The sequence below is a fragment of the Chlorobium phaeovibrioides genome, from assembly GCF_003968655.1.
In the GTDB taxonomy this organism is placed as follows: Bacteria; Bacteroidota; Chlorobiia; order Chlorobiales; family Chlorobiaceae; genus Chlorobium; species Chlorobium phaeovibrioides.
Map to the genome: position 1 here is coordinate 13,858 of NZ_RXYK01000008.1, position 19,289 is coordinate 33,146.

18 protein-coding genes and 1 tRNA gene are annotated in these 19,289 nt (G+C 53.6%); 6 read left to right on the plus strand and 13 right to left on the minus strand.

Annotated features, from left to right (window positions below):
- Positions 1-10: 10 nt before the first annotated feature.
- From EKD02_RS06240 to pyrF, 9 genes are all read right to left on the minus strand, one after another.
- On the minus strand, positions 11-946 hold the full coding sequence (locus tag EKD02_RS06240) for a TIGR01777 family oxidoreductase (RefSeq protein ID WP_126384550.1): 936 nt from the start codon (positions 944-946) through the stop codon (positions 11-13).
- A 116-nt stretch (positions 947-1,062) separates the two neighbouring features.
- Entirely contained in the window at positions 1,063-2,325 is a 1,263-nt protein-coding gene (locus EKD02_RS06245) for a CsgG/HfaB family protein (RefSeq protein ID WP_244924411.1), read from the minus strand.
- Positions 2,326-2,346: 21 nt separating this feature from the next.
- Positions 2,347-2,718 carry a hypothetical protein gene (locus EKD02_RS06250; RefSeq protein WP_011889411.1) on the minus strand — a complete coding sequence of 124 codons (372 nt, stop codon included), beginning with the start codon at positions 2,716-2,718 and terminating at the stop codon, positions 2,347-2,349.
- A gap of 3 nt (positions 2,719-2,721) precedes the next feature.
- Positions 2,722-3,321, minus strand: coding sequence for a penicillin-binding protein activator LpoB (gene lpoB, locus EKD02_RS06255; protein WP_011889410.1), 600 nt, complete (start codon positions 3,319-3,321; stop codon positions 2,722-2,724).
- Between the two features lie 24 nt (positions 3,322-3,345).
- Entirely contained in the window at positions 3,346-3,726 is a 381-nt protein-coding gene (locus tag EKD02_RS06260) for a YcfL family putative periplasmic lipoprotein (RefSeq protein ID WP_126342624.1), read from the minus strand.
- Entirely contained in the window at positions 3,723-5,210 is a 1,488-nt protein-coding gene (locus tag EKD02_RS06265; RefSeq protein ID WP_126384556.1) for a COG3014 family protein, read from the minus strand. The genes EKD02_RS06260 and EKD02_RS06265 overlap by 4 nt, the downstream gene beginning before the upstream one ends.
- A gap of 87 nt (positions 5,211-5,297) precedes the next feature.
- Positions 5,298-5,657: a hypothetical protein gene (locus EKD02_RS06270; RefSeq protein WP_126342628.1), complete on the minus strand. Its 360-nt coding sequence runs from the start codon at positions 5,655-5,657 to the stop codon at positions 5,298-5,300.
- Entirely contained in the window at positions 5,657-7,501 is a 1,845-nt protein-coding gene (gene glmS / locus EKD02_RS06275; protein WP_126384559.1) for a glutamine--fructose-6-phosphate transaminase (isomerizing), read from the minus strand. The genes EKD02_RS06270 and glmS overlap by 1 nt, the downstream gene beginning before the upstream one ends.
- Before the next feature lie 51 nt (positions 7,502-7,552).
- Positions 7,553-8,377, minus strand: a complete 825-nt coding sequence (gene pyrF, locus EKD02_RS06280) for an orotidine-5'-phosphate decarboxylase (protein WP_126384562.1) — start codon at positions 8,375-8,377, stop codon at positions 7,553-7,555.
- A 223-nt stretch (positions 8,378-8,600) separates the two neighbouring features.
- Here pyrF and ftsH point away from each other — a divergent pair, with 223 nt between their 5' ends.
- Positions 8,601-10,706: an ATP-dependent zinc metalloprotease FtsH gene (ftsH, locus tag EKD02_RS06285; protein ID WP_126342630.1), complete on the plus strand. Its 2,106-nt coding sequence runs from the start codon at positions 8,601-8,603 to the stop codon at positions 10,704-10,706.
- Between the two features lie 3 nt (positions 10,707-10,709).
- Here the strand turns inward: ftsH and EKD02_RS06290 are convergent.
- Positions 10,710-10,786: transfer RNA gene (locus EKD02_RS06290), tRNA-Val, on the minus strand.
- A gap of 155 nt (positions 10,787-10,941) precedes the next feature.
- On the opposite strand from EKD02_RS06290, the gene EKD02_RS06295 reads away from it, so the two are divergent.
- From EKD02_RS06295 to EKD02_RS06315, 5 genes are read left to right on the plus strand one after another with little or no spacing between them, the layout of a single operon-like run.
- Positions 10,942-12,096: a 1-deoxy-D-xylulose-5-phosphate reductoisomerase gene (locus EKD02_RS06295; protein WP_126342632.1), complete on the plus strand. Its 1,155-nt coding sequence runs from the start codon at positions 10,942-10,944 to the stop codon at positions 12,094-12,096.
- Between the two features lie 39 nt (positions 12,097-12,135).
- The gene (gene rseP / locus EKD02_RS06300; protein WP_126342634.1) at positions 12,136-13,449 is read left to right on the plus strand and encodes an RIP metalloprotease RseP; all 1,314 of its coding nucleotides are present in this window, start codon (positions 12,136-12,138) and stop codon (positions 13,447-13,449) included.
- Positions 13,450-13,465: 16 nt separating this feature from the next.
- Positions 13,466-14,539, plus strand: a complete 1,074-nt coding sequence (gene prfA / locus EKD02_RS06305; protein WP_011889389.1) for a peptide chain release factor 1 — start codon at positions 13,466-13,468, stop codon at positions 14,537-14,539.
- A 50-nt stretch (positions 14,540-14,589) separates the two neighbouring features.
- Positions 14,590-15,201: a DUF1997 domain-containing protein gene (locus EKD02_RS06310; RefSeq protein ID WP_126342636.1), complete on the plus strand. Its 612-nt coding sequence runs from the start codon at positions 14,590-14,592 to the stop codon at positions 15,199-15,201.
- A 20-nt stretch (positions 15,202-15,221) separates the two neighbouring features.
- Positions 15,222-15,734, plus strand: a complete 513-nt coding sequence (locus tag EKD02_RS06315) for a nitroreductase family protein (protein WP_041469984.1) — start codon at positions 15,222-15,224, stop codon at positions 15,732-15,734.
- 101 nt (positions 15,735-15,835) lie between these two features.
- Here the strand turns inward: EKD02_RS06315 and EKD02_RS06320 are convergent, their stop codons facing one another.
- From EKD02_RS06320 to sqr, 3 genes are all read right to left on the minus strand, one after another.
- The gene (locus EKD02_RS06320) at positions 15,836-15,994 is read right to left on the minus strand and encodes a hypothetical protein (RefSeq protein ID WP_011889386.1); all 159 of its coding nucleotides are present in this window, start codon (positions 15,992-15,994) and stop codon (positions 15,836-15,838) included.
- A gap of 54 nt (positions 15,995-16,048) precedes the next feature.
- On the minus strand, positions 16,049-17,503 hold the full coding sequence (locus tag EKD02_RS06325) for an NAD(P)/FAD-dependent oxidoreductase (protein WP_011889385.1): 1,455 nt from the start codon (positions 17,501-17,503) through the stop codon (positions 16,049-16,051).
- A 181-nt stretch (positions 17,504-17,684) separates the two neighbouring features.
- Positions 17,685-18,911 (minus strand): type III sulfide quinone reductase, selenoprotein subtype, encoded by a 1,227-nt coding sequence (sqr, locus tag EKD02_RS06330; protein WP_126342638.1) that lies wholly within the window; start codon positions 18,909-18,911, stop codon positions 17,685-17,687.
- Positions 18,912-19,289 lie beyond the last annotated feature (378 nt).

Genomic DNA, 19,289 nt, shown 5'->3' on the forward strand with positions numbered 1-19,289 from the left:
TCCTTCCCGCCTATCTGCCAGTGTCAATAAGATCTTTCAGTGCAACGGAAAGATCCGTGAAATGAAAGGCATACCCCTTCTCCTGTAGAAATGCAGGGACAACCTTCTGACCCGAAGCGGCATACTCACCACCCTCTCCAAGCAGCAGTTTCACGGCAAGCTTCGGCACCGCAAGCAGAGCCGGCCGGCCAAGAACACTGCCCAGTGTATCAGCAAACTCCCTCATCGACACAGGACGCGGCGAAACGAGATTTATCGGGCCGTGCCAGCCATCATGATCAAGAGCCGCAAGAATCACATCAATCTCATCATCAAGATGTATCCATGAAATGCACTGATTGCCGGACCCCACAGGGCCTCCAACAAACATGTTGAATGGCCCAAGCAGCTTTTCAAGCATTCCCCCTTTTGATGACAGGACAATACCGGTTCTCAAAAGCACCAGACGCACACCCTCTGCCTTCAGCGCCTCCCGCTCCCAGTCAACACATATTTCAGCAAGAAAGTCGCGGCCCTGCTTGCCCGACTCCGTAATACCGGGAGTATCGTCACACCGATCAAACGAACCATAATAGCCCACGGCCGAGGCAGAAATGAGCACGCCGGGTTTCACGGCCGCATGAGCAATGGCGTCAACGATATGACGGGTACCCAGAATCCGGGAATCATAACACTCTTTTTTATGCTCCGGGGTCCAGCGGGTTTCGAGCAGAGGCTTTCCCGCCAGATGAATCACAGCTTTGGCCCCATCGATATATTCCCGCCACTCCCCGTCCTGCATATCCGAATCCCACCTGACATACTTCCGTGCACCCGGAACATTCCGTTCAGCCGACTCGGGCGACCGGGCCAGCACCACCACAGCCTCTCCCCTTGCGGCAAGCTTTGCAACAATCTCCGCCCCGATAACACCGGTAGCGCCTGTAATGACAACCTGACCCTGCATAACCACACTCTCTTTTGTATGAAAAAAAGACGCCCCCTGTGCCAGGTATGGACAAGAGGCAGGAATATGTGCTAACCAGCAAGAAATGGGAAAAATTCCCGATGAAGTATTCTAACCTACCGGTCAAAGGGCAGAAGAACTCCACCGCTTCCCGAAAAACGGATGGAGGAGGGTTTGCCACCTTCAGGAGGAAGTGCGGCCGTCTCCCCGCCCCTCCGGCAGATACTGCCGCTGGCCATCGCCTCAAGCTCCCCTTCAACAACTTCAGCGTAAGACTTTTTCGCTGAGACGCGTACCACCCGGACCCTGCCGATCCGTGACTCAGAAGCGCCCAGCGACTCTTTCGTATAGGGATCAAAAACCTTCTCTCCGGCAGCGAACACATCCAGCAATTCGCCCACCTGCAGGGTAATGCCACCCTGATTTATCAGCACCTCTCCTGCAGCATTGCTTCCCACAATCTGAAGCGGATAGATATTTGCCATTGCATGCTGAACCACCATCCGGGCAGCTTCACGGCAAAGAGCATCGGGGCCGCCAGTCGGTTTGTCAAGAGCAACAGTCTCCGTCCCGGCCCATTTTATTTCCCGGGTCGCCATAACAATAATCCGGTAGTCAACCACAAGGGATGCACTGCTCTCCTGTACCTGTTCTCCGGTCATAGGAATAAGAACGCCAGAGGAACGCTCCCCCGCCTCAGCAATGGTGCCCACAAGCATGTAGTCAACACCCAGCACTGCCCCCATTTTGAGCAGTTCATCATCGGCCGCATCCTCTGAAAGGATGAGATGTTTCTCCTGCAGGTAGGCAGAAAGGTACTCCCTGTCAAGAACCGAAAACCGCCGGCTCTGTGTCAGCTCTGCAACCAGACGCTGCGACAGTCGCGAAGAAATCTCGTCCGAAAGCACTTCCCGGCCCCCAAACATAAAAGAGAACTGCGAAGCCTGAAAAGGCAGAACAGCAATCCGACGGCGGTTTTGCGAGGCAACTCCCGGGCTTCTGTAATGGGTAAAGGCAACAAGAAGGCGCGCCGCCCACTGGCCATCCTCCAGCTGGCGCTCATCCATCACCCTGTACTGGCGGACGGTTCCCTTGCTTGTCTCTCTCACATCGCTGCCCACAAGCTGCATTTCCCCAACAGGCCTCACAGCCAGGGTATCACCCGGCCAGGGCAGGGGAACATCATTCTTTTGATACTCTTTCCCGGAGCTGATGCGAACGCCGTTATTCTGGCGTATGGCTTCAGTCAGACCGTCGCGTATAGCCTCCTGACGGGTGGCACCGTAACCCGTTATTTCAACCTGCGTCACAGCACCCGCTGCACCGGCCATACCGGGCAGAAACAGCAGAGCAATAATGAATGGAATATATTTTCTCATGGCCATATGGGGGATAGGATATTAAAAATCATACTCTGGAGCAGGCGGGGGAGGGGGCGGCACAGAGAGCGTGTCGGGCAAAGAAACTGCCAGAGAGTCCCCGACGGAAACTGAAGACGAGGCGGACAAAGAGTCAGGCATAGCTACCGACGAATCAACCGGGGCTTCCGCCAGCACCTTCTGCAGTTCAGCCAGAACCGGCAACGGGGTCACTGCCAAAGAGTCTGCAGGCTCAACATCAAGAGCTCCCTGGGGAAGAGGGAATTGAAAAAGGCTGTCAGGCCGGGTACCCGAATCAAGATAATCGACAACCATCACTTCGCCCGAACAGAACGGGAGCGCAGAGAGGCTGAACATCAGCAGCCCTGCGCCTATAGCCACACGGTGCATCATCGGTTACCAGGAAACGCTTTTGCTGCTTCCCCGCTTGCCGATAAAGCTCTCGCCCTCCCAGAGCGCCAGGCCGGTACTGATGTCGGTAAGAGTAAGCTGGAAATAATATTCAACCTGCTGGGTACCGCTTGAAACGCGGATATTTCGCTGAAGAAGCTTTCCCGAGAGGCTGAGATCCGGCGCAATCATCTGTCCGGTACCAGCAACCGTGCTCTGGTTGAATTCAGCCGACTGGCGAAGCTGGCGGCTCTTCATCGCCATCGGATCTTCAGGACCCGTAAGTCCGACAGCTGTGGTCACCACAACCTTGCCGCTCTGCAGAAGATCAACCCGTATTTTCTTGACAAGCTGGTCGGTATCAATCCGCTGCATGGTATCATTGACAATACGCGAAATGGCCAGCACATAGCGCCCCCCGCCCGGCTTGGCAACCGCGCCGGACTGAAGCATGGAGCTGACAGCCTCACCGGCTGCTGTCTGGAAATCGCGGTAATCAAGCCCCATAACCGCTTTGCCCTTATCATTATTCGTATCAATATGAGTCACCGGTGTGGCGCATCCGCTGAAAAAAAGCAGCGCAAGTATTGCGGAAAGCTTTTTCATATCATTCTCCTCTCTGTTTTACTGTTACTGTTGAGCTTTTCTGATAATGACCCTGAAATCCTTGACCGGTGCCTTCGGAGCTACAGCCCGGAAACTGAAGCTGGATTTTTCAAAAGCCGGAAACTTCACCCACCTCGTCATGACGGTGGGAACAAGCATCCCGTCCATACCGAACCATTCCATCCGGTATTCAAGAAGTCTGTACCTGCCGGTGGTATTTTTTCCCGTCACCTGAACAGACATCAGCCCGTCGGAACTGATGACCGAAGAAAGTTCCTGCAGCACAATCTTGCCCTTGATTGAGCCGTCTATAATGCTCGCGCGGCGGTCGTTGAGTTTTGAGCTGCCGCACCCTCCAAGAACAAGAAGGAGAAGAAGAAAAATCACGGGGGTTTTTTTGATCATGGCAATGACTGTTCTGTGGTTGAAAGGGCCTTGCCAGACGAAACGGAAACCGCAGCATCTCTGGCAGGTAAAGCATCCATAGCCGTAACACTGCAATAGGGACGGGCCTCCATGGACGGGATTTTGATATAGACTATTGATCTGGCGCCCGGCGGGACAGTCACAGCAAACGATCGGCCTTCGGAAGAGACTATCTCCAGCCGGCCATCTTCAGGGGTTTTGATTCTCGCCACCTGAAACTCTTTCGGGAGGGCTGTCCACATGCGGGTATCGGCTATGGTCGTTGCCCGCTGCACAAGGCCTCCGAGCAGACCACCAATATCGCCAAGCTGCTTCTGCACCTGCGCCTGCGCAACCGTTTTCACCGCTGCCGATGCAATGGCACGACGAAGCACCGCCGGATATCTCTTTTTGAACTCCGTCTGCACCACGCGGTCCATGCTTGAAAGCACCGCAGTGCGGCCCACCGTCTCGTCGCCCGTTTTCAGGTTCAGATACTCACACCCTTTTTCCCGAAATGCGAGTGTCGGCAGGGCAATGCCCGTATACTTCACCGTCCGGCTCACAATGAAAAGCGGAAGGTCAAGACGAATCTCCTCACGAACCGGCCCCGATCCGTTTTCAAAAATCACCCAGGTATACGCGCCAACATCTTCCTTACCCCCAAGAGCCTCAACAACAAGCGCCAGATCGCCCTTTGCAGGGGAATCCATGCCGCTCATGCCCACCACCCGCTTCAGCTGCTCCTCAGCCCTTGGGTAGTCTTTCTGGGAAAGAAAAAACAGCCCCGCCGCATAGTTCGCAAACGGGTTGGCGAAATCAGGATAGGCCTCGAACGCAAAGATGTTGGAATAATTCTGCTGGATGAGGGCATCAACCTCGGGCGAATCGGCCCTGCGCTCAACATCGAGGGGAACCGAACCCGATGCCTGCTTTTCAGCAAGCGCGCGGCGCGTTTTCTCAATTTCTGAAGCAAACCGCTCAACGGCCCTGCGCTGGCGCTCAAGCGCACGGTTGAATTCTATACGAGCCAAATCAGTCTTGCCTGCCTCCCAGAAATTCAGGGCGTTATAGGTATTGAGCATCACCCCGTCGTACACCGTTCCCTTGTAATCCAAAGAGCTGTCATTGAGCAGAACGGCGCCTGCGGAGGAAGAGGCAGTCGAGGCCAGAAGTTTTTCCTCATGCTCCCTCAAAATGGCATCCGACTCGTCGAACAGCCGGGAACTCAGCTCCAGCCGGCTGTCATAACGCAAGGCTGCCGCTGCCTGCAGCGACTGCAGCAGCTTCGCCTTGTCCGAACGGTCGTCGCCAATGCGATCAAGCTCAAAGTCAGCAGCCTCAGCATACTCCCCCCGCTCATACATTTTGTTGAACTTCAGGATATCCTTCTTCTGGCCGGCCGCAAGCTCACCGCAATGCAGCAGCGGGGCACTGAGCACCAGACAGACAATCAGGCCGGCATACAGGCGAATATTCCGCATCCGTTGAAATGTTGGGGGTTGCAAAGGGGCTTCATACTGAAGATAGCACCCCGGAAGGGAAAAACGAAAGGAATTTAGCAGTACTCTTCAACACTCCTCGCCATTGATGAGAAGAACAACCAGCCTGTCGTCGCCCAGCAGCTCCTTCACCTCCATCGTCCACTCAAGCGAAGCGTCCGAAATCCGGCTGACAACAAAATCCTCAAAATCGTCCAGTCTTCCGTCATCGACATCAAAATCCCCGGCTGACTGGATTTTGATGAAAATCGCAGGCTCAGCCGTGTTTCCACGGCCATAACGGTCGAAGGCAACAGCAAAATCACAATCCTCTGTACCGGTAAGCTCTACCAGGCGGCCGCTCTCCAGAATATCCTGCCTGATTGCCTCCAGGTCGGCAAGAACGCCTGAGAAGCGCTCGTCTTCATCCATCTTGATGCGTTTTGCCATTACTCCACTGTCACCGATTTAGCGAGATTGCGCGGCCTGTCCACATTGCAGCCGCGGAGGGCGGCAATGTGGTAAGAGAGCAGCTGCAAAGGAATGACCGTGAGCAGCGGCATAATCTGTGCAGAGGCCTGGGGAATGTAGATGACATGTTCGGCAAGACGGGCAACCTCGGTGTCGCCCTCGCTGGCAATGGCAATCACACGGCCCTTGCGGCTCCGGACCTCTTCAATGTTGCTGAGAATTTTGTTGTATGAGCTGTCGCGCGTGGCAATGAAGATAACCGGCATGTCCTCGTCAATCAGGGCAATCGGTCCATGTTTCATCTCCGCCGCAGGATACCCCTCGGCATGGATATAGGAGATTTCCTTGAGTTTCAGTGCACCCTCAAGAGCCACAGGGAAGTTGTAGCCGCGACCGAGGTAGAGAAAGTTCCGCGCATCCTTGAAGCTTTCAGCAATCGTCTGAATCTGGGCGTCCAGCTCCAGAATTTTTGCCGCATGCCCGGGAACCTGCGACAGTTCCTTCAGATTGAGACGCATTTCATCATGCGAAATGGTCCTCCCTTTGCTCAGCGCAAGAGCAAGCATATAGAGCACAATCACCTGCGCGGTAAAGGCCTTGGTTGACGCAACACCAACCTCCGGACCTGCATGGGTGTAGATGCCACACATGGTTTCGCGGGGGATGGTGGAGCCAACCACATTGCAGATGCCCATCACCATGGCACCCCTCTCTTTTGCCGCACGAAGAGCAGCAAGAGTGTCGGCGGTTTCACCCGACTGCGATATGACAATCACCACATCGTCAGGACCAATGATAGGGTTCCGGTACCGGAACTCCGAGGCATAATCAACCTCAACCGGAATTCGGGCAAAGTCCTCAATGAGATACTCGCCGATAAGACCCGCATGCCAGCTGGTGCCGCAGGCGCAGATGACAATCCGCTTTGCCTGCTTGAGCCGGTCGAGATAATCCTCAATACCGCCCAGCACTATCCGTCCCTCTTCAATTCTTACCCGGCCGCGCATCACATCGCGCATGACCTCGGGCTGCTCAAAAATTTCTTTCAGCATAAAATGCTCAAAGCCACCCTTCTCAATTTTTTCAAGCGAGAAGTCGAGCTCGGTAACAACCTTCTCAGTCTCAATATTCTCAATGGTTTTGACCTGATAACCCTCACGGGTAACCACTGCCATTTCACCATCAGACAGATAAACCACCTTATTGGTATGCTCCACAATGGGAGCAGCATCGGAAGCAATGAAATACTCACCTTCACCAATGCCGATGACCAGAGGGCTGCCCTTGCGGGCAACAATTATTTTATCGGGGTCACGGGGAGAAATTACACAGAGCCCGTACGCTCCCTCAACATGGCGCAGCGCTGCACGCACCACAGACTCAAGGCCGAGGGAAGGGTCGGTTTTCCAGATGCGGTCCACCAGATGGACCAGAACCTCTGAATCCGTATCGCTGCGGAATACATACCCCTCGCTGATCAGCTCCTTGCGAAGCAGGGAATAGTTCTCCACAATGCCGTTGTGAATGAGAGCAATATCTTCATCGGTGTTCATGTGTGGATGGGCGTTGCGGTCGCTGGGGTCGCCGTGGGTTGCCCAACGGGTATGGCCGATGCCAAGCGTCGCTCCCGCCATCTTTGCGGGCGACTCTTCATAAGCCGCCTGCAGAGCGCCAACGCTGCCCTTCTGCTTCATGAACGGGAGCCCCCCGTTCTGCAGCGCTATTCCTGCAGAATCATACCCTCTGTACTCAAGCCGCTGCAGACCGGCAAGAAGAATCGGTGCAGCTTCGCGCATTCCAATGTATCCAACAATTCCACACATGGCATTCCAATCATTTAGATGACCCGGCAGCTATCCGCTGCCTGAAAAAATCTACAGTACCTTCCTGACAGCCTCGTGCACACGGCGGGCTTCAAGGGCAACTGCCTCCTCATACTCCCCTATGGAGCCAAAAGTGCCGGCCGGATAGATAAGACTCCGGCTGATGTTGATGAGCGCGCTGCACCGGTCGGCGTCAACGCCCGCTTCAGCCGCCTCCTCCAGCGACCCGCCCTGCGCACCCACACCCGGTATCAGAAAAAACAGCCCCGGAGCCCTGCTCCGGATATCGGCAAGCATTGCGCTTTTCGTCGCGCCCACAACCACGCCCCCATTGCCGCCGCAACTCCAACCCGAAACCCTGTCGAGAACCCTGTGGTAAAGCATCTCTCCGCCCTCGAGCTGCTGCTCCTCAAAATCAGCCGAACCGGCATTGGAGGTGAGGCAGAGCACAAACACCAGCTTGTCGCTGTAGGAGAAAAACGGCTCAAGCGAATCCTCTCCCATATACGGAGCAACCGTAATTGCATCAAAAGACCAATGCTCAAAAAAAGCACGGGCATACATCCGGCTGGTATTGCCGATGTCGGCCCGCTTGGCATCTGCAATGGTAAGGCACTCCCCGGGAATCTCCCGAAGGGTCGCCTCCATGTCGCGCAAACCCTCAATGCCCCGCGACTCGTAGAATGCCGTATTGATTTTATATGATACCGCTGAATCGCAGGTAGCCCTGATGACTGAGCGATTGAACTCCAAAACAGGATTCGGGCAGGATGAAAAAACCTCAGGAATCTTCCCCGGGTCAGTATCGAGACCAACACACAGCAGTGATTTCAGCGCTGCAATCCGCTGGTTTGCCTTGTTACGGGCTGCACTCATAACTCTTTTTCTTCATGATCGTTACAACAAAAGACTCAAGACCACCCTCCACCGGGGGTGCAACTAATAACCACCCGAAAGCATTGATTCATCAACTAATATATGATATGTTTTCCAACGATATGCTTCATTTAATGGAAGATTCCAGTAAATTGGAAACTGCCCCGAATCAGCGTTCGGTGGAGATGATACGATGCAATTATAATAATGACTGTCAGAATCGATGCCAAAAAATTCTCTGAAGCCCTCAAATCCCTATAATTCAGAACCCGAAAACACCGAAAAGCGGCCGAAACTCCCCATGATGTACTATGTGGCGGTAATTCTGCTTCTCATCGGCGTACAGCTTGCTTTTTTCTGGTCAGGGTCAACCCGCGAAATTCCCTACAGCTCGTTCCGGACATTTGTAGTTGAAAATAAGGTGGAATCGGTAAAGATTGCACCGGAAAAACTCTATGTCACCCTCAAGCCCGGTGTGGACAGCGGCCTGCCCGTGGTTGAAGAAAAAAACGAGCCAACCCGCCAGTTTCTGCCGACCGGAAAAAAGAACCCGAACGAGGTTGAGGTCAACCCCGTGCGCGACGAAGGGCTCACAGCGCTGCTTGAAGAACACGGCGTCACATATGAGGGGACTCCCGGCACCACCTGGATAGGCGAACTCATTCAGTGGATTCTCCCTTTCGCCCTGCTCCTCGGCCTCTACTTCTTTATTTTCAGACGCATGGGTGGAGCCGGCGGCCCCGGAGCCCAGTTCATGAACATCAGCAAAAACAAGGCGGCCCTCTACGAAAACCTTGACGAACACACCCGTATCACCTTTACCGATGTAGCCGGGCTTGATGAAGCAAAGGCTGAGGTGATGGAGGTAGTCGACTTCCTCAAGGATCCGAAAAAATACACCCGACTTGGCGGAAAACTTCCCAAAGGAGTGCTGCTCGTCGGCCCTCCCGGAACAGGGAAAACCCTTCTTGCAAAAGCCGTTGCCGGAGAAGCCGATGTCCCTTTCTTCAGCATCAGCGGTTCCGACTTCGTTGAAATGTTTGTCGGCGTTGGCGCAGCACGAGTCCGCGACCTCTTCAAACAGGCAAAGGAAAAAGCCCCCTGCATCATCTTCATTGATGAAATTGATGCTGTTGGCCGCAGCCGCGGAAAAGGGGCCATGATGGGAGGCAACGACGAACGCGAAAACACCCTGAACCAGCTGCTGGTTGAAATGGACGGGTTTGCCACCGACAAGGGGGTTATCCTCATGGCCGCCACCAACCGCCCCGATGTGCTTGATCCCGCCCTGCTGCGCCCCGGCCGTTTCGACCGCCAGATCATGGTCGACAAACCCGACCTGAAAGGGCGCATGGACACCTTCAGGGTGCACACCAACAAGCTTTCGCTCTCGCCCGATGTGAACCTGAAGGCCCTTGCCTCGCAAACCCCGGGATTTGCCGGTGCTGAAATTGCCAATGCTGCCAACGAAGCTGCTCTTCTGGCCTCACGCCGGAACAAGGAGAGCATTGAAATGAAAGACTTCGAAGACGCAATTGAGCGGGTTGTTGCCGGCCTTGAGAAAAAGAACAAGGTCATCAACCCCAAAGAAAAACGGATTGTCGCCTACCATGAAGCAGGCCATGCAATTGTAAGCTGGATGATGGCAGAAAACGATCCGGTGCAGAAAATATCCATTGTTCCCCGCGGAATGAGCGCGCTCGGCTACACCATGAACATACCGCTGGAAGACCGCTACCTGATGACCAAAAAAGAGCTCTGGGCAAGAATCTGCGGGCTCCTTGGCGGAAGACTGGCAGAAGAGGCCGTGTTTGGAGAAATTTCAACCGGTGCCCAGAACGACCTTGAAAAAATCACCGGCATAGCCTACAACATGGTCACCGTGTACGGCATGAGCGAAAAACTCGGCAACCTCTCCTTCTACGAAAGCAACAACCCCTACTATGGGGCGCCGGGCATGGAGAAGAAGTACGGAGAAGAGACCGCCCACCTGATTGACCAGGAGGTAAAAGAGATTGTGGGAAGTGCTGCTGCAAGCGTCAGGGCGCTGCTGGAAGAAAACCGCGACAAACTTGAACGGCTTGCCGGAGAACTGCTTGCCAAAGAGATGCTTCAGTACTGCCAGATAGAGGAAATACTCGGAAAGCGTCCCGGCGGAGGAAACTCCGAACACGAAGTGGACTGCAGCGAAAAACCCGAAGAAGAGAAGCCGGAAATACCTGCAGCAGACTCGAACGGAAAGGATCCGGAAATCAGTGAAGAGGAACTGCTGGAGCTCCAGGCAGCCGCAGAGCGGCTGAAGGAGTCGAGAAATGCTTCTGAGAATTGAGACTGGTGGGTCCCGAGGGATTCGAACCCCCGACCTACTGGGTGTAAACCAGTTGCTCTAACCAACTGAGCTAGAGACCCTTGAGGGGGCTTATTATACCTTAATTTCCGAGAAAAACAAAAAGAAAAAGCCGTTCCTCCACCGGGAACGGCCTGCTTCTTGTAAGCCTTGCTGAAAAAGGCTAAATTCAGCTTTTTACGGCAAGTAAACCCTGCAACCTTTTGTCTCCACCATTATGAGAGCTCTCTCCATTCTCGGCAGTACAGGCTCAATCGGCCTCAGCACCCTCGATGTCGTCCGCCGGCATAAAGAGAGTTTCAGTGTTGTCGGTCTTGCAGAAGGCCACGATGTGCATGCGCTTGCCGAACAGATCAAAGAGTTCCGGCCCACAATAGTCTCCGTAAGGGACGAGAACGCTGCCGACGAACTGAAAACCCTTCTCGGCCCAGCCGACCGCCCCGAAATCGTCCACGGCATTAAAGGAGCAGGAACCGTTGCCGCCGCCGAAGGGTCGGACATGGTGGTGTCGGCCATTGTGGGCGCTGCAGGCCTCACACCCACCATCAAGGCGATCAAGGCAGGAAAAGACATAGCCCTTGCAAACAAGGAAACCCTTGTTGTAGCCGGCCAGCTGGTTTCCGACCTGGTCAAGCAGAACGGCGTCGAGCTCCTTCCGGTAGACAGCGAACACTCAGCAATCTTTCAGTCGCTCCTCGGCCACCGTGCTGAAGATGTGGAGCGCATCATCCTTACAGCCTCAGGTGGCCCCTTCCGCAACACGCCGCTGGAAGAGATGAAAAAAGCCGGTCCCGAGCAGGCCCTGAAGCACCCGCAGTGGACTATGGGAGCAAAAATCACCATTGATTCAGCAACCATGATGAACAAGGGGCTTGAAGTCATTGAAGCCCACTGGCTCTTCAACATGCCCGCCGACAGAATAGGCGTTGTTGTCCACCCCCAGAGCATTGTCCACTCCATGGTTGAATATCGAGACGGATGCGTCATCGCCCAGCTTGGATCCCCCGACATGCGCGCCCCGATTGCTTACGCCCTCTCCTATCCCGAGCGGAGCGAAAGCGGCGTCAAAAAACTCAACCTTGCAGAAATCGGCACCCTCACCTTTGAAGAGCCCGACATGGTTCGCTTTCCCGCGCTCCAGCTTGCATTCGACGCCCTCAAGGCCGGCAAAACCTACCCGGCAGTCCTCAACGCAGCCAACGAAATAGCCGTTGCCGCATTCCTCAACAAACAAATCGGGTTCACCGACATTGCCGACACCGTCGACAAAACCATGCAGGCGCACGAAGCCTACACCCCGATGGAGCTTGACGAATACATCCATGCCGACCGATGGGCCCGTCAAACTGCCAGCACCTTTATTTCTTCCTGAAGCATTGATGAACCACTGATACGATAAACGACAACAATCATGGACTTTCTGAGCACGATATTCTTTTTCATTGTAGCCATATTCATTCTCGTCACCGTCCACGAGCTCGGCCACTTTCTGACAGCCAAGCTCTTCGGCATGAGGGTCGACAAGTTCTACATCGGGTTCGACTTCTATAACATGCGGCTGTGGAAAAAGAAGATCGGTGATACAGAGTACGGCCTCGGCGTTTTTCCGCTTGGGGGCTATGTAAAAATAGCCGGCATGGTTGACGAAAGCCTCGACACCGATTTTGAAGCCTCCGCGCCCCAGCCATGGGAGTTCCGCGCCAAACCGGTATGGCAGCGCCTCATCGTGCTGGCAGGAGGTGTCACCATGAACCTTCTGCTTGCCGCCGCAATATTCATTGGCGTCACCTACACCCTCGGTGAATCACGCACCAGCACGGCTACCCCGGCCTTCGTGGAAACCGGATCCATTTTTGACCAGATGGGTCTCAAAACCGGCGACCGCTTTGTGGAAGCCAACGGAACCCCCGTTGCCACATGGGAAGACGCACTTGATCCCGAACGGTTCACTGCCGGTGCCCTTACCTACACCATTCTTCGCAACGGCACAACATTCACCATCAGTGCCCCCAAGAACATTCTCACAAAACTCAACGAAGCAGAAGGATTTGGCATTCGCCCGATTGTCCCTCCTGTCATTGACCAGGTCATGGCAGGAAACCCCGCTGAACAGGGTGGACTGAAGCCGGGTGACCTCATTACGGCAATTGGGGGCGACGCTGTTTCAGACTGGACTGAGGTTGTCGGCATTATTTCATCGCACCCCGGCAAAGCACTGAACTTCACCTGGAAAGACAGTGCAGCCACCCTCTCCGCCGCAATCACCCCCGGAAAAGACGGCAAAATCGGCATCATGCTCCGCCAGCCTGCAACCACAGAGCGCGTCAAACTCTCCTTTCCTGCTGCCGTTGCCAGTGGCTTTACTCAAACATGGAAAATGAGTGCCCTTACCGTCCAGGGATTCGGCAAAATTTTTTCCGGGCAGGAAGACTTCCGCAAATCAGTTGGCGGCCCCATCAAAATCGCCAAAATTGCCAACCGCAGCGCAGAGCAGGGGCCAGTCAGCTTCCTCTTCTTCCTTGCCGTTCTCTCCATATCGCTGGCCATCATCAACATGCTCCCTATCCCAGCACTTGACGGCGGCCAGTTCGCAATCAATGCCGTGGAAGGCATTATCCGTCGTGAAATCCCCTTTGCAGTGAAAATGCGCATCCAGCAGATCGGCATGGTGCTTCTCCTGACACTGTTCGCCTACATTCTCATCAACGACATCCTGAACCCCTGAGCCGCCGGCTGAACACATGTTCGACAACCTTCAGTCCATAAAAGAGCGCCACCTCGACCTTGAGCGTCTGCTCGCCGACCCCGATGCAGCCGGTGACCAGACGCGATTCAGAAAACTCAACAAAGAGTACAGCGACCTGCGGGAAATTGTTGAAACCTATGATCGCTACTCCCATATTAAAAAGCAGCTCGAAGACTCCCGCCAGCTCCTGAAGAACGAACAGGATCAGGAGATGAAAGCGCTTGTGGAGGAGGAAATCGAGGAACTGCAGCGCCAGATACCCGCTCTTGAGCAGGAAATCAAAGTACTACTGCTTCCCAAGGACGAAGCCGACTCACGCAATGTCATTCTGGAAATCCGGGCAGGTACCGGAGGCGAAGAGGCCGCACTTTTCACAACCGACCTTTTTCGCATGTACCAGCGCTATGCTGAAAAACAGGGATGGAACTTCCAGATGCTTGACTATAATGAAAGCTCCGTACCCGGGGGATTTCGTGAAGCAACCATCTCCATTACCGGCCACGATGTATTCGGCACAATGAAATACGAAAGCGGTGTGCACCGCGTACAGCGCGTACCCGACACAGAAACCCAGGGGAGAATCCACACCTCAGCCGCAAGCGTTGCAGTGCTGCCTGAGGCCGAAGAGGTTGATGTGGAAATCCGAAAAGAGGATTTGCGCTTAGATACCTACCGCAGCGGAGGCAAGGGGGGGCAGAATGTCAACAAGGTGGAAACCGCCGTACGCATCACCCATATGCCCACTGGCATGGTGGCTGCATGCCAGGAAGAGCGCTCACAGCTCCAGAACAAGGAAAGAGCCATGAAAATGCTCAGAGCAAAGCTGTTCGACATTCAGCTTGCCGAGCAGCAGCAGGCACGGGCCGACCTTCGCCGCACCATGGTGGCAACAGGAGACCGCAGCGCAAAAATCAGGACATACAACTACCCCCAGTCACGCGTGACCGACCACCGCATAGGATTCACCACGCACGCACTTCCGCAGTTCATGCAGGGGGAGATCGGCGAGCTCATCGACGCCCTGAAAATGCACGACCAGACCGAGCGGCTTCAGGCCGCCCAGCAGTAACACCCGCAAGACAACCATTAACCTAGAAGGAAGAGAGGGCGCACAAGAGAATGGAAATGGAAGCCACAGGCAAAAGCAAAGGTGAATGGATTTTTCCCGCTCCCTTCGAGCGCACGGTTGACTACCTCTCAGACCAGAAAAAAATCCTGGGATTCAACCCCTTCTGCCACAATGTAGAGCTCACCGACGAAGAGGATGTCTACCGGTGGCACTTCCGCGTCACCGACCCCCAGAACAACCCGTTTGATGTCCTTTTTTATGTCCATCAGTCACATGAACTGCTCGTAGCTTTGCCTGAAGAGCTCCAGACTCTTGATCCTGCGGAACTTGACGACGACACAATCAGCCGCCACACAGTCGGCCGAAAAATCAAATGGAACCACCACCAGCTTTCCAACCCCGTGGATGACCCGAAAAACCATGTTTTTGAAGGCAAAGCATTTGCCGATATGGTGATGGAGGCCATGGAACCCGAAAAAACCAAAGTCCACTTTGATCTCAGAATAGATGTCAGCTTCGTCCTCTATCCTGCGTTCCGGATTCTGCCAGAGCCAATCATCCGGACAATGACCAATGCCGGCATGTCGATGATCATGCAGACGGCAACGAACAAGATGTTTCACAGCATATCAAAAGATTTCGGTGGTATCCACCACGCATGAAAAGCAAACAGACGAAAGCCATGAGCTTCCTTCAACTTGCAGCAGAGCGCTGCAGCACCCGCAGCTTCAGAACAGACCCAATCCCCGATGAGGTAATAGGCCGCATTCTTGAAGCAGGTCGGCTTGCCCCCTCAGCAAAAAACCTTCAGCCATGGCACTTTACCCTTGTGCAGACACCCGCCATGCTTGAAAAAGTACACGCATGCTACTCCCGCAACTGGTTCCATACAGCCCCCGCCATTCTCATTGTCAGTGGACGGTATGAAAACGCCTGGGTCCGTCCAGCCGACAGCTATAACTCACTTGAAACCGACCTGGCCATAACGCTCGACCACATGATTCTGGCCGCAGCAGAAGAAGGCGTCGGCACCTGCTGGATAGGCGCATTCGACCTTCAGGTTCTGAAAAACGCTCTCGGGATGGATGAAAAAGAAGAAATTTTCGCCTTCACCCCCCTCGGCTACCCCACGAAAGACTTCACTCCCGTACCAAAAAACCGCAAGTCGCTCAGCGAAATGACAACCTACCGGTAACCGGCCCTACAGGCTGAAACGGCATCTCCTGCCCGCCTGCTCTGATCCCATTATCTCTTTTCTTCAGGAGGGAAGCCTGAAAAGGCTCCCCTACACCAAAATCAGGAGTGGCCGCCTACAACAATGCGCATCATCTTGACATTAAGAATGATGAAGCGAATGAACTGCCACGGCACAAACTTCCGCCAGAACAGCGTCGACTTTTCGGGCACGGGAGGATATGCCTCATCGAAATATGCCTTTATGTGATATTTATTCATGATTGTCTCTGTCTGAATGGTTATATGTTTCTGTCTCTGTATCCCGCAGTCACACTACTCCGGAATAAGCCACCAGAACGGATAGCCCTTCGCCTTATGGAAGAAGAGGTAATGAAGCAGCACCTTCAGCCAATGGCCCGCAAGACCCGCCTCGCCAACAGAATATTTCATGTCGCGGCCCCATTCAGGATACTTGTCCCAGTCGGGAACCACAGGGAACACAGTCATTGACGCACCCAGACCGGTAAACGAACCGAACCCGCCCGACACAATGCAGGCTGCGCCCATACGGCTCATTGAGGCCTTATGCGCATGCTCTGTTGCGCCATGGATCCGCTCGGCAATATTGAGCGCCGTAATCTTACCCATAACACCCGAAGGCATACCGGTACGGGGAGGAGTCGGGAAAATCGCGCGGCCCTTCTCGCTTGTCATCGGTTTGGAAATGGCATGCGGAGGAGCGAATGCAATGCCAACCGCATAGATATTACCGTAAGTCGGGTTCTGATAAGTGCTCGGCCAGTCATCAGCAGACCAGTCTTCAAAGGGCTTCTGGGAGTAATCTCCATCAACCTTCATGAACTTGTTGGGCGCGAACAGCGTATCGGTAATGTCATTGCCTTCGCGGTCGAATGCCGTCATGCCGACGCCGGAAAACGCAGGAATGAGCATTGCAAAATCGAACTCCTGCACATGGTCTTCACCATCCAGGGTCTCGTAATGGGCCTTGCCCTCTTCAACCTTGTAGACGCCCGCCCTGCGGATCCAGTTGATCCCGTACTCTGCAAGGAGCGACTCGGTAAACACCTTGGTGGGAGTAATGTAGCCACCGCGTTTGATAAACGCGCCGCCCATTCCAAAATCACCAAGCTCGTACTCATTGGAAATCCAGGTGATCTGAGCCATTTTGCTGAGCCCCCTGGTAGAAATTTCATGCGCAATGTTCAGGATATACTCGAACGCCGCACCCTGGCAGGTAGCCATTGCGTGACCTGTACCAATGAGGAAACGCTGCTTCTCCCCCGCCTGCATTTTTTTAATGCTCTCCTGCAGATGCTCCCATGCGTGGGCCGCATGCGAATAGGTGCAGACAGAGTAACTGTTCTGATCAGGACCCAACCCCTCGGTAGCCTCAAAGTTCAGCTTCGGGCCGGTGGCATTCACCAGATAATCATACTCAACATTCTCCCGAGTGCCGGCATTATCAGCATCTGTATATTCTATGGTAACGAACCCCCTCCCGGTGGAAGCATCACCTTCAGGATGAATTTCAAGGGCTTTTGCCTGCTTGTAGACAATACCCCACCGATCATACACTTTCTTGAGTTCAAAACGAACATCGTCAATCGTCATCTGCCCCACTCCAACCCAGATGTTTGACGGTATCCACTGATAATAGCTGTTGGGCGTCACTACGACAACCTCATGCTTCTTCCCAAGCTTTTTCTTGAGGAATGAAGCGCAGGTATGTCCTGAAACGCCAGCGCCTAAAACGACAACCTTTGCCATAGACGGACTCTCTTTTCAATTATTATGGAAGACACGGTCTTTGAGCAACCACAAGTACAAGTACACGGAAAAGTGCTGAATAATTCCCGACACCCGCTTTCTTCGCCTCCTGTACGCCACTCAACATGAACTTCTATATAAGCATATGCTCATGTTAATGCAAACCGAACTGCCGTTTTTCTCACCCCACCTCTTTGCCTGCCATCACAAGCGTGGGAGGCATGCCCAGATGGCGGCCCCCCAGAAGCACATTCCAGTAAAGCGGCTCAAACGCCAACTTGCCGTACCAGTTTGCCTTGGTCTCCTTCAACAGACTGAAAGGGCCAAGATGGGGAGCGGGAAACTTGCCCGGCAGAGGCTCAATCTTGTAGTTGAAGTCGATAAGGGAGGAAGTTCCTTTTGAATACACAATGAAACAGGTGGAATGGCCGTCGTAAATCTCCTCAGGCTTTACCCCGTGAATTTCCGCCATAATATTGAACACCACCACATCGGCTTCATAATGCGCAACCGAACCCGCCTTTGAAGTCGGCACATTGGTAGCGTCGCCAATCACATAGACCCCATCGTGCTTCAGCGCCTGCAGCGTGTTCTGGTGGGTGGGTACATAGCCAATGCCGTCATCCATCCCCGAATCACTGATCACCTTGTCGCCAATTGTGGTAGGCACAACCACCAGCATATCATAATCAACCTTTGCGCCCTGAACCGACTCAATGTACTTCCCCTTGCCATCCACCCGGTTCAGCTCAAAACCAGTCGTAATCTTGATATTCTTCTCTTTTGCCGACCGGCTGAACACAGCCGATGCCTTCGGCTTGGTAAACGCACCCTGAAGCGGAGTCACCAGCTCAATCTCCACCTTTTTGCGGATCCCTCTCTTCTTGAAATACCAGTCCGCCATAAAAACAAACTCAATAGGCGCAACCGGACACTTGAAAGGCAGCTCGGCAATATCCATCACCAGCTTTCCGCCATCAAACTCCTTGAGTTTCTCGTGGAGAATGTCGGCCGCCTCCAGATAATAAAAGGTAAACGCATTCTTGCCCCATGCATCAAGCAAGCCATCATTCTCCTCCGGCACAACCTTGCAGCCGGTGCTGATGACAAGAAAATCATACACAAACTCATGCTTCTTCGTCTTCACACTCTTCTTCTCGGGATCAATACGGGTGATTTCGTCCATCACAAATGTTACACCGGGCAGAAAATACTTCTGGCGGGGCTTTACCAGCGTTTTTGATTTCTGTAGCCCAAAAGGCACAAACAACAGACCCGGCTGATAAATATGCCGGTCATCACGATCGATGACAGTTATCGTCCACTCATCAGGCAGATGCCTTCGCAGATTATTGGAAATAATGGTTCCTGCCGTTCCACCACCCAAAACAACAATGTTCTTTGCCATGCTGAAAGCCTCCTGTTTTGCAGCCAAAGCGACTGCCAAAATGAATGTTGACGCGACAGAGCACCCGAAAGATAACTTAATCGCTATATTACTATGCGGTAATATAAGAACCCGTAATCATGAAACCAAGCAAAGCTTTTGTGCCGCCAGGAATAAAAATGAATTTTTTATATCTATATGTCTTGACAGAAGACAAAAAAATATATACAATACACTTGAAGTCAAGATGCAGACAGCTCTTCAGGAATAACCCCCGTTTCCTGCGCACAAAAACCCCTGCATCCCCATACCATCTAAACAAGCAGTCGTAAAGGTTTCAGTTACTGTTCAATGGCCCTGCAAGGAGCTATTGCAGCTCTATCAACCAAAAGAGGGGGA